Annotated in this window: 12 protein-coding genes; all 12 read left to right on the forward strand. The window is 23.9% G+C overall.

Annotation, left to right across the window (positions count from 1 at the left end; genetic code table 11):
• Positions 1-415: SIR2 family NAD-dependent protein deacylase (locus AWT72_RS09700; RefSeq protein ID WP_197407624.1), on the forward strand; the 415-nt coding region annotated here is incomplete at its 5' end.
• The gene (gene lplA / locus AWT72_RS06315; RefSeq protein WP_067142505.1) at positions 416-1,435 is read left to right on the forward strand and encodes a lipoate--protein ligase; all 1,020 of its coding nucleotides are present in this window, start codon (positions 416-418) and stop codon (positions 1,433-1,435) included.
• 210 nt (positions 1,436-1,645) lie between these two features.
• Positions 1,646-3,520 carry a BglG family transcription antiterminator gene (locus AWT72_RS06320; protein WP_067142508.1) on the forward strand — a complete coding sequence of 625 codons (1,875 nt, stop codon included), beginning with the start codon at positions 1,646-1,648 and terminating at the stop codon, positions 3,518-3,520.
• Positions 3,517-3,846, forward strand: a complete 330-nt coding sequence (locus AWT72_RS06325; protein WP_067142511.1) for a PTS lactose/cellobiose transporter subunit IIA — start codon at positions 3,517-3,519, stop codon at positions 3,844-3,846. Before AWT72_RS06320 ends, AWT72_RS06325 begins: the two co-directional genes overlap by 4 nt.
• A gap of 6 nt (positions 3,847-3,852) precedes the next feature.
• Entirely contained in the window at positions 3,853-4,155 is a 303-nt protein-coding gene (locus AWT72_RS06330) for a PTS sugar transporter subunit IIB (protein WP_306765430.1), read from the forward strand.
• 22 nt (positions 4,156-4,177) lie between these two features.
• Positions 4,178-5,470, forward strand: a complete 1,293-nt coding sequence (locus AWT72_RS06335; RefSeq protein ID WP_067142518.1) for a PTS sugar transporter subunit IIC — start codon at positions 4,178-4,180, stop codon at positions 5,468-5,470.
• A gap of 19 nt (positions 5,471-5,489) precedes the next feature.
• Positions 5,490-6,209: a 6-phosphogluconolactonase gene (locus tag AWT72_RS06340; RefSeq protein WP_067142521.1), complete on the forward strand. Its 720-nt coding sequence runs from the start codon at positions 5,490-5,492 to the stop codon at positions 6,207-6,209.
• Between the two features lies 1 nt (position 6,210).
• Complete coding sequence (locus tag AWT72_RS06345) at positions 6,211-7,581, forward strand: glycoside hydrolase family 1 protein (RefSeq protein WP_067142523.1); 1,371 nt, start codon at positions 6,211-6,213, stop codon at positions 7,579-7,581.
• Between the two features lie 151 nt (positions 7,582-7,732).
• Positions 7,733-8,671 (forward strand): ABC transporter permease, encoded by a 939-nt coding sequence (locus AWT72_RS06350; protein ID WP_067142525.1) that lies wholly within the window; start codon positions 7,733-7,735, stop codon positions 8,669-8,671.
• Positions 8,658-9,458 (forward strand): ABC transporter permease, encoded by an 801-nt coding sequence (locus tag AWT72_RS06355; protein WP_067142528.1) that lies wholly within the window; start codon positions 8,658-8,660, stop codon positions 9,456-9,458. The genes AWT72_RS06350 and AWT72_RS06355 overlap by 14 nt, the downstream gene beginning before the upstream one ends.
• Positions 9,459-9,460: 2 nt before the next feature.
• Entirely contained in the window at positions 9,461-10,996 is a 1,536-nt protein-coding gene (locus AWT72_RS06360) for an ABC transporter ATP-binding protein (RefSeq protein ID WP_067142531.1), read from the forward strand.
• Between the two features lie 17 nt (positions 10,997-11,013).
• A complete protein-coding gene (locus tag AWT72_RS06365; protein ID WP_082680576.1) occupies positions 11,014-12,609 on the forward strand; it encodes an ABC transporter substrate-binding protein in 1,596 nt (531 codons plus the stop codon).
• Positions 12,610-12,626: the final 17 nt, after the last annotated feature.

Consider the following 12,626-nt stretch of genomic DNA (forward strand, 5'->3'; position numbering starts at 1 on the left):
AGTACCAATATATGTAAATCCATCAGCACTAGACATACCAGCACCAATACCTAGTTATCTGATTCCTTATTGTCCAAAATGTAAATCACCTTTAGAAGTAAATAAAAGAAATGAAAAAAAAGGAATGGTTGAAGATGAGCAATTTCATATTCAAAAAAAATTGTATAAAAAATTTTTGAAAGATCACAATAAAGGAAAAGTTATGTATCTTGAAATAGGGGTTGGTTATACAACTCCACAATTTATAAAACATCCTTTTTGGAAATTTGTATCAGAAAATCCTGATGCAATACTTGTAACATTAAATCATAAAAGTTATCGTGTGCCCTTATCAATAAGAAATAGAAATATTGAATTGACACAAGATATTTCAACATTAATAGCTGAAGCTATAAAAATTAAAGGAGGAGAGTAGATGTACCTTATAGAACCTATAAAAAATGGGAAACGTATTACAGATGGGGCAATTGCATTAGCAATGCAAGTTTATGTTCAAAAAAATATATTTTTAGACGATGATATATTATTCCCGTATTATTGTGATTCAAAAGTAGAAATTGGTAAATATCAAAATGCACTTGTTGAAACTAATCAAGAATATTTAAAAGAAAATAATATTCCTGTTGTTAGAAGAGACACAGGTGGAGGAGCAATATATGTTGATTCAGGATCAGTTAATATTTGTTATTTAATAAATGATAATGGTGTTTTTGGAGATTTTAAAAGAACTTATAAACCTGCATTAGAGGCACTACACAGTTTAGGAGCAACGGAAGCTATAATGTCAGGGAGAAATGACCTGACTATAGAAGGTAAAAAAATATCGGGTGCGGCTATGACTATTGTTAATAATAGAGTGTATGGTGGATATTCACTTCTTTTAGATGTTAATTATGATGCTATGGAAAAAGTATTAAGTCCAAATATAAAAAAAATTGAATCTAAAGGAATAAAATCTGTTAGAAGTCGTGTTGGCTCAATTAGAGAATATTTATCAGATGAATATAAGAATATAACAGTAGAAGAATTTAAAAATGAAATGGTTTGTAGACTTTTAGGAATTAAATCAATAAATGAGGCTAAAAGATATGAATTAACAGAACAAGATTGGATAGGTATTGAGAAATTAGCTGATGAAAAATACAAAAATTGGGAATGGAATTATGGAAACTCTCCACAGTATAGTTATCATAGAGATGCTAGATTTAAAGGTGGTACAATAGATATTCATTTAGAAATAGAAAAAGGTCGTATATCAGCCTGTCGTATATATGGAGATTTTTTTGGAAGAGCAGATATAGCAGATATAGAAAAAGCATTAGTTGGTACTAAAATGCAAAGAGAAGATGTTTATAATGAATTATTAAAATTTGATTTAAAATCTTATTTTGGTTTAATTGAATTAGATGAATTAGTTGATTTGATTTTTTCTTAATCAAGAAATTAAATTAATTTATTTTAAGAAAGGAATTATTTCTAATATTATTAGGAGTAGTTCCTTTTAATATTATTTTTATTTTTACAATTAAAATACTTGTATTTAGATTTGGGAGAATATATTTTATTTATATAACTTGAAAAATAGGTTGTTGAAATTAAATTAATTCAAGTTAAAATTGATTAAAGGAAAGAGGGAGATAATTAAATGATTTATAAAATTTATAGTATTTTAAATGATGGAACTTATCATACAGCAAAAGAAATAGCAGAATTATTACAAATATCAGATAGAACATCAAGAAAATATATAAAAGAATTAAATAGTTTACTTCAGAAAAAAGGAACTTGTATAATTTCTAAGCCTAAATGTGGATTTATGCTGAAAGGAAATATGTTGGATGAAAATGATTTATTTTCAAATAAAAATAAAGAAATGCCTAATTCAAGTAATGAAAGAGTTCAGTATTTGTTGTATTTATTATTAAAAACTGATAAGTATAATAAATTAGAACAAATAAGTAAAGATATATATGTATCGACAAAGACATTATCTAAGGACATGAAAAAAGTTGAAGAAATTGTAAAGAAATACAGTTTAAATATATTAAGAAAACCATATTATGGTATTAAATTATCTGGAAAAGAATTTAGTAAAAGAAATTTATTAATAGATGTTTTAGAAAATAGAATAAATGAAAATAAGACAATTGGTAATATTAATGGTATTGGTATAGAAGAAATAGGAGAATTTACAAATCAATTTTTTAAAGAAAATAATGTAAAAATTTCAGATGTGTATTTTCAAAATTTTATTTTAGCAACTTTTGTTGTTTTATATAGAATTTTAGATAATAAGAAAATAGAATTAATAGAATCTTATGAAGATTTCTTTGTTGAAAAAGAACAAGTAATAAAAACATATTTAAATTTAATTATTTCCAAATTTAATTTAAATATTAGATTTAATGAAAATGATTTAAAATATTTAGTTATTAGATTTTTTACAAATGAGAGTTTAAATTATAAAAATTATAAGAATAAAAATGTAGAAAATATTAATAATTTGATAAAAGATATATATTTTTATATAAAATTAACTTTTAATATTAATTTAAATAATGATGAAATTTTATATGATAATTTATATATACATTTATTACCACTAATCATAAGAATAAAATTTAATATAATAATTAAAAATCCATTGTTAAAAGAAATAAAACAAAATTTAGCTTTTGAATATAGTATTGCAAAATATATATGTAATTATTTAGAGAAAATATATAATAAAAAAATTTCAGAAGATGAAATAGGATATATTGCATTAATATTAAATACATCAGAAAAGATTAATCAAATTAGTACGAATAATAAAAAAAATATATTAATTATTTGTCCAACAGGTAAAGGAGTTTCAAAATTTTTAATTCATACCTATAAAAATTTATTTTCAAAATATTGTAATTTTGTAAATTCTTGTAGCCTTAATGAAATAAATGATATTGATTTAGATACATATGATTTTATTTTTACTTTAACTGATATAAATATTAATATCAAAAAACCAGTTTATAAAATAAATCATTTCTTAAATAGTGCTGATATAAAAAGAATTGAAGCTATATTAAGTATAGATAATAATTTTATAGAAAATATATTTCCCAAAAAACTTTTTATAATAGAAGATAAAAATATCAATAAAATTACTTCTATTAAAAATATGTCTTTAAAAATAAAAGAAAATTTTAATGTTGGGAATTCAAAAATTGAAAAAGAATTTCTTGAAAGAGAAAAATTAGGAATGACAGAAATGGGTGATTTAATTGCTATCCCACATCCTAGGAATAGTTTGCAAAATATAAACGCTATAGGGGTATATATATTAAAAAAACCAATTCTATGGAATAAAAATAAGGTTAAATTGGTATTGTTTTTATGTTTAGATAATGTAAATTATAAAAATGAAATAGTATATACAATATTAAGCAGAATCATAGAAAATGAAAATATAGTAAATGAAATAATAAAAGTAAAATCTTATGAAGAATTTATTGAAATAATAAGGAAGGTAAAAAAATGAAATATGAAGAAATTTGTGAGAGAGCAATGGAAATAATTGCAAGTGCGGGGACATCAAAATCACTTTTATTTGAAGCAATAGAATTTGCTAAAAATGGAGATATAAAAAAAGCTAAAGATTTATTTTTAGAAGCTGAAAAACATCTTATTAAGGCACATGATTATCAAACTAATTTAATAATATTAGAAACTAGTGAAGAAAAAAGTTTAGAATTAAATCTTATTATGGTTCATGCACAAGATCATTTAACCATGGCATCAATTATAAAAGATAGCGCAATATATTTTATGGATTTATATGAAAAATTAAATAAGATAGGGAGATGATAAATTATGAAAATAATGCTTTGTTGTTCTGGTGGGATGTCTACTAGTATATTAGTTAATAAGATGCGAGAGGAAGCTAAATCAAGAGGAATTAATGTTGAAATTTGGGCAATAGCAGTTAATAGATTTGAAGATGAATTTTCTAAAGCGGACGTAATTTTATTAGGACCACAAATTAAATATCAATTAAAATCCTTTAAAGAATTAGCAGAATCTAAAGGGAAAAAAATAGATGTTATTGAAATGATAGATTATGGAATGGTTAGAGGAGATAAAGTTTTAGAAAAAGCATTAGAATTAATGAAATGATAAAAAAATGAAAGGGAAAAATATGAAAAAACAATTTTTAGAGGAAAAAATTTTACCAAAAATGATGTCTTTTGCATCATGGGATCCTATAATTGCCATAAAAAATGGATTTGTCTCGACAATGGCAATAACAATAGTAGGTTCTATATTTTTATTGATAGCAAGTTTTCCTATTATTTCAATTCAAGATTGGTTAAATAAAATAGGATTAAGAGTTATTTTATTACAAGCATTTAATGCAACTTTTAATATATTAGCCTTAGTAGCAGCTTTATCAATAGCGTATTATTATGCTAAAAATAAAAAAGTGGATGCATTGCCTTGTGCAATATTATCACTAGTCTCTTATGTGTTATTAATAGATTTTATAAAGATTGCTCCAGAATCAAAAGAAGTAATAAAAGGAGTTATTCCTTTGACTTATCTTGGAGCAAGAGGAATGATAGTCTCAATTATAATAGGTCTATTTACTGGTAAAATATATACTTGGTTTATATTACATAATATAAAAATAAAAATGCCTGATACAGTTCCAGAAGGTGTTGCAAATTCATTTGCAGCAGTTATACCTGGAGCATTTATAATAACAACAATGACAATAATTTATGGAATTTTTAGTAGTTTAGATACTAATTTTATTGATTTTATATATAATATTATACAAACACCTTTACAAGGAATGACATCTTCGTTAGGTGGGGTTATATTAATTGCATTTTTTATGTCATTTTTATGGTGGTTCGGTATTCATGGGGCATCAATAGTAGGTGGAATAATGGCAGGTATTTTGACAGCAAATATGAATGAAAATCAAGCTATTATAGAAGCGGGGAAAGTATTAAATTCTACTACTGGTCATATAGTTACATTTAATTTCAGAACTTTAATATTAATAATAACAGGTTCTGGTATAACAATAGGAATAGTATTATATTTTTTATTTTTTGCAAAATCTGAGCAATTTAAAAGTTTAGGTAAATTAGCTGTAATACCGGCTATATTTAATATAAATGAGCCAATATTATTTGGGACACCAATAGTATTTAATACACTATTATTCATACCATTTATAGGAGTTCCTATAGTTTCAGGAGTAGTATCATATTTTGCTATGGATTTAGGAATAGTTCCTTTAATGGGTGCAATAAATCCACCTTGGACAACACCACCTATAATTTCTGGATTTTTAGCAGGTGGTTATAGATTAGCGATATTACAATTAGTTATTATTCTTATATCTTTTTTTGGATATTTCCCATTTATACGTAGACAAGATATGATAGCCTATGAAGAAGAACAAAAAGTTAAAGAATAAAAAAGGAGAGTAAGTATATATGAAATTAATAATAAAAGAAAATAATTTAGAAATGTCCAAAAGTGCTATGTATATTGTATTAGGAGCTATGCAACAAGATAAAAGAGTAAATATTTCTTTAACATCGGGAAGATCTCCTAAAAAATTATATGAATTATTGATACCTGAAATTAAAGATAAATATGAATATAAAAATATACAATATTATTTATTTGATGATTCTCCATATATAGATAAAAAGCATGGAGGAAATTGGGATGAAATGCAGGAAATGTTTTTTAAACCGGCTAATATACCTAATGATAGAATAAATATAACAACATTAGAAAATTGGCAAGTTTATGATGATGAAATAAAACAAGTTGGTGGAATAGATGTAATGGTAATAGGTTTAGGTTATGATGGGCATTTTTGTGGAAATTGCCCTAATTGTACACCATTAGATAGTTATACATATTGTTTAGAATTTAAAGAAAAACAAAAAGCTAACCCTACTTATTTAGATAGACCTACTCAACCATATTCAATAACTATGGGACCAAAAAGTTTGATGAGAGTAAAACATTTAGTAATGATAGTTAATGGAAGCGAAAAAGCAGAAATATTAAAAAAATTTTTAGATGAACCAATTAGTAATAAAATACCTGCAACAATATTAAAATTACATCCTAATTTTACTGTATTATGTGATAAAGAGGCAGCTAAATTAATAAATATTGAAGATTATAGAGGTATGTAAAATGAGTTTAAAAAAAGAATTTTTATGGTCAGCATCTACAAGTGCTTATCAATTTGAAGGAGCACATGATGTTGACGGAAAAGGATTGAGTATACAAGATACTAAGACGATTTTTTATACAAATGAAAATTTTAAAGATGGATCAAATCATTATTATAGATTTAAAGAAGATGTTAAATTAATGTCAGAATTGGGATTAAAAGCGTATAGATTTTCTATTTCATGGTCTAGGATTATGCCTGATGGTAAAAATAAAATAAATAAAAAAGGTATAAAATTTTATTCTGATTTAATAGATGAATTGATAAAATATAATATAGAACCTATAGTTACTTTATATCATTTTGATTTGCCAGATGAATTAGAAAAGCTAGGTGGTTGGTTGAATAATGAAACAGTATTAGCTTTTGAAAAGTACTCAAAACTCTTATTTGAAAATTTTGGGGATAGAGTTAAATACTGGTTAACTATTAATGAACAAAATATGATGATTTTACATAGTCAAAGCATAAATGGTGAAAAAACAGATAAATATCTTTATCAAAAAAATCATAATATGTTTTTGGCAAATGCGAGAGCTATTAATCTATGTCATAAGATGCTAAAAAAAGCCAAAATAGGACCAGCTATAAATATATCATATGTTTATCCAGAAACTTGTTCTCCAGAAGATAATTTTGCGGCAATGTATGCTAATGTACATAGAAATTGGTTATATTTAGATATGTATGTTTATGGAGAATATAATCATATGGCTCTTAAATATATTAAAGATAAAAAATATGTTTTAAAAATTTCAAATGAAGATAAAAAAATATTAAAAGATGCAAAACCAGATTATATAGGAGTAAATTATTATTGTACAATGACTGTAAAAACCGATGCTAAATCAAATGATGAAAATATAGAAAAATTAGATATACCATTGATGGAAAAAGGGTTTTATAGAACAGTTATAAATCCTAATTTAGATTTTACTGAGTTCAAATGGCAAGTAGATTCTAAAGGTTTTGAGATTACGCTTAATGAAGTTTATAGCAGATATAAATTGCCGATTTTAATAACTGAAAATGGATTAGGCGCTGTAGATATATTAGAAAAGGATTTTAGTGTACATGATGATTATAGAATAAAATATTTAAGAGAACATGTAGAAAATATTGTTAAAGCATGTGAACAAGGAGTAGAAATTTTAGGGTATTCTCCTTGGTCTGCAATAGATTTAATTTCAACACATCAAGGTCATGAAAAAAGATATGGATTTATATATGTAGATTTTAGTGGAGAAACAGGTGAAAAGTATTCAAGGTATAAAAAAGATAGTTTTTTTTGGTATAAAGAACTTATAGAAAATAATGGAATTAAATTTTAATTAATTAGTTAAGAATATTGTTAATTTATATATTCTTAACTTTTTTATTTGAAATTTAGTCAGGTATATTTTTGTTGACATTAAATTTTAATGTAGTATAATATACTAAAAAGTTTGATAGTCAAAGTATTTTATTTGAAGGGATATAAAAATGAAAAAAATATTTATAAAGAAAATATTTGCACTTATTTTTGTTGTTTTTGGAATATCAATATTAAGCTTTGTATTAATTAGAATGTCACATGGGAACCCAGTCAATAATATATTAGGATTTAATGGAGCTGAAAGATCAAAAGAGGCTATACAATTTTTAGAAAAAGAATTGGGATTAGATTCACCAATATATATTCAATATTTAAATTGGATTAAAAATATCATGCGTTTAGATTTTGGAACTTCATATTTTTCAGGAAAATCAGTTTTATCAGAAATTATATCTAGAATACCCAATACTTTAATATTAAGTATAATAACTTTAGTATTTTCAATGATATTATCAATTCCATTAGGATATTACATAAGTATTCACAATAATAAATTATCAAAGGCTTTAAAATTCTTTGTTATTATTTTAGGATGTATGCCTAGTTTTTGGATTTCGTTATTACTTTTATATATTATATCTGTAAAATTTAACTTATTACCTGTAATTTATACAACAGGAATTAAGGGTATAATTTTACCCACTATAGTACTTTCATTACAATTGATACCGGCTTATATTTTGATATTAGAAAATAGTTTTTCAATTGTTATAAAAAAAGAATATATTTTTACTGCACAAATAAAAGGTGTAAAGAGTAATATAATATTTTTAAAACATATTTTTAGAAATGCTATGATACCAGCAATAACACTAATAGGTCATAATTTTGTTAGTTTATTAGCAGGTTCATTTATTATTGAAAGTATTTATGGATATCCAGGAATAGGTAAATTTATAATAGATTCTATTTTAAAAAAAGATTATCCAGTAATACAAGGATATTTAATCATATTTGTTGTAATAGTTGTGATTATAAATATTATAGTAGATTTTATATATTATTTAGTAGATCCAACATTTAGGAGAGATTATGAAATTAAATAAAGAATTAAAGATAAGTATAGTGTTAATAACAATAATATTTTTAATAGCCATTTTTACTCCAATTATAACACCGCATGATGCATTTCAAATGAATATTAAAAATAAATTAATTTATCCATGTAAAGAATATATTTTGGGTACAGATAATAGAGGACGGGATATATTATCAAGATTAATATTGGGAACTAGGGTAACACTAGTTAGTAGTTTATTTGTAGTATTTATAAATTTGATGATAAGTATACCATTAGGAATAATATCAGGATATATTGGTGGCTTTTTTGATACAATTATTAGTAGATTCATAGAGATAATAATGGCTTTTCCTCAAATCATTATTTCTTTATATTTACTTGCCAATTGGGGTCCAGGATTTGGAAATTTATTGTTTTCATTAATATTAGTAGGTTGGGTAAAATACGCGAGAATAATAAGAGGAAATACAAAAAAAATTAAGCATTTAGATTTTATAAAATCAGCAAAAATTTCTGGAAGTTCAGAGTTAGATATAATATTAAAACATATTTTACCTAATATAATAAGTCCAGTTTTATCAATAGCTGCATTAGATATATCACATGTTATTTTAAGCATTTCAGCATTATCATTTATTGGTTTAGGAATTGCACCGCCTACACCGGAATGGGGGATTATGTTAAATGAAGCTAAACCATTTATAGGCTCACACTCATATATGATGTGGGGACCAGGTTTATGTATTTTGGGAGTAGTTTTAAGTTTTGATTTATTAAGTAGAGGCTTAAAATTGTTAATTTCGGAGGATTAATTTTGAATAAAATTTTAGAAGTAAAATCATTATATTTAAAAAATAATAAAAATGATAAAAAAATATTGGAGAATATTTCTATCAATGTTGAAAAGGGGAAAATAGTTTCAATTATTGGAGAAAGTGGAAGTGGAAAAACATTATTTATAAAAAGCATATTAAAAAAACTTCCAGAAAATATAAATAATGAGAAGGGTGAAATTAAATTTTTAAATGAAAATATAACAAAAGAACTTGTAATAAAACATATTGGTTTAATTACACAAAATCCCTTAGAAGCACTAAATCCAAGTATGAAAATATATAAACAGTTAGAAGAAGCAATAAATGGTAAAATAGATAATCAGGTTAGAGTATTACTTGAAAAAGTAGGAATTTTGGATATAGATGAAGTATTAAATAGTTATCCATATAAGTTGAGTGGCGGAATGTGCCAACGTATAATGATAGCTATGATGATGCTTAAAAAACCAGATTTATTAATTGCAGATGAACCAACTACATCGTTAGATATGATAAATCAAACATTAATAATAAGAGAACTTATAAAATTACAAAAAGAGTTAAATATGAGTATTTTATTAATAACACATGATTTATCTTTAGTTATGGAAATATCTGATTATGTTTATATTTTAAAAGAAGGAAAAATTATTGAAGAAGGAAATACAAAAGAAATTTATGATAATCCTAAAGATGAATATACAAAAAAATTTTTAAATTTAATAAATTTAAAAAGAATAGATGAAGAAGAAAAAAATGAAGGAAAAGAAATATTAAAAATAGAAAAATTGTATAAAGATTATAATAAAAAAAATATTTTAAATGGTATTTCATTTAATTTAAAAGAAAATGAGATAGTATCAATAATAGGGGAAAGTGGAAGTGGTAAAAGTACCTTAGCCAGAATAATTTCAGGTTTAGAAAATTCTAAAAGTGGTGATGAATATTATTTTAATATTAAACGTTTTAAAAATATGTTTAAAAATAAAAATTATAGACAAAATATTCAAATGGTATTTCAAAATTCTTTTATTTCGGTTGATCCACAATATACAATTTATAGAATTTTAGAAGAACCACTTAATAATTTTTTTAATTTAAATTTATTAGAGAAAAAATCACACATAGAAAAAATTTTAAAAAGTGTTGAATTAAATGATGTTGATATAAATCAAAAAGGAATTCATTTATCAGGAGGGCAACTCCAAAGAGTATGTTTAGCTAGAGCCTTATTAGCTAAACCCAAAATACTTATACTTGATGAATTTACTTCAAGTTTAGATTTGATTATAAGAAATAAAATACTTGATTTAGTAAAAAAATTAAAAGATGAGTATAAATTTTCAATTATTTTTATAACACATGATCTAGAATCTGTATTAAGGGTTTCAGATAGATTTTATGTTATGAAGGGTGGTGAAATAATAGATGAAGTTTTAAAAATGGATACCAAATTATTAAAAAATAAATATACCAAATTTTTATTTGAATCTATAATGACAGGTAATCCTCATAATAAAAAAGTATTATATTAATTATATAGGGAGGAAAAATGATGAAAAATTTAAAAAATATATTTATAATTTTTCTTTTATTTATTTTTGCAATAAATTGTAATAATAAAAAAGAAGAAGTAAATAAATATGAAAAAGTAATAAAAATAGCGTTATCATCAGATCCTGGATTTGATAATTTTGACAATATATTAACAGGGAATACACTTATACAAGCTAATGCTATGGTATATGAAGGGTTAGTAAAATATGGAGATAAAGGGAAAATAGAACCAGCTTTAGCAAAATCTTGGGAAATATCTAATAATGGTAAAAGATATATTTTTCATATTAGAGAAGGAGTAACATTTACTGATGGGACACCACTTAATGCAAAAGTAGTTAAATTTTCTTTCGATAGATGGGTTCATAATCCTAAATTGAAAAGTATAAGTATAGCAAAATATTTAGAAAATATTGAAATTATTGATGATATGACAGTAGCGTTTAATTTTAAAGAAAGTTATTATCCAATGTTAACTGAGTTTTCATATCCAAGACCTGTAAGAATTATGAGTTTAAATTCTGTTTCACCTGCTGGAGATCCAAACGGGAAATTTGTAAAATCAATAGGAACAGGACCTTGGGTAATAGAATCATATAAAAAAGATCAAAAAGCAGTTCTTATTAAAAATTCTAATTATTGGGGAGAAGTACCAATTGTAGATAAAATAGAATTTATAGTATTGCCTGATCCACAAACAAGAGTATATGCTATGCAAAATGGAGAAATAGATATTACAGGTGGTCCAATGAGTATTGTTTCTATTGATAGTTTAGAATTAATAGCTAAAAATAAAGAAATTGAAGTCAAAACTTTTCCTTCAACAATGTCATATTTTACAATATTTAATTTTAGAAATGAAAAATTAAAAGATATAAATGTGAGAAAAGCTATGAATATGTTATTAGATACTAAAGTAATAGTGGATAATATTATGAATGGAATTGGAAAACCTTCAAAAGCACTATTTCAAGAAAATGTTCCATACACAACTAACCAAAATAGTAAATGGTATGATTTTAATATGGAAGAAGCTAAGAAATTATTATATGAATCAGGTTATAAATTAAATTCAGAAGGTATATTAGAAAAAAATGGTGAAAAATTAAGCTTTAAATTTGTATTTTCTGATAATGAGTATCCAGAATGGAAAGTTATGTCAGAATATATACAATCACAATTTTCAAAAGTAGGAATAGAATTAAAATTAGAAAATCGTGAATTAAATGCTTATTATGATTCATTATGGAAAGATAAAGATTATGATTTAATTATGTATAGAACTTATTCTGATTCGTGGAATCCACATGGATTTTTATTGAGTTTATTTACTGGAACTAAAGATGATTTAGCCATAGCTTGGGATGATAAAGAACTTACAAGAATTATTGAAGATGTAGTAACTCAAAACGATAAAGAAATTATACAAAAAGGTTATGACAAGATTTATGAAAAAATGTATAAAGAAGCTTTATTTATTCCTGTATATTATCCTGAAGAAATATTTTTAGTTAATAAAAAATTAAAAAATGTTGAACCTGGATTTGATTCTTATGTTCCATTTATATGGAATAAAATAGATATTAGGTAAGGAGACCAACTATGATT

The organism is Oceanivirga salmonicida (genome assembly GCF_001517915.1).
GTDB lineage: Bacteria > Fusobacteriota > Fusobacteriia > Fusobacteriales > Leptotrichiaceae > Oceanivirga > Oceanivirga salmonicida.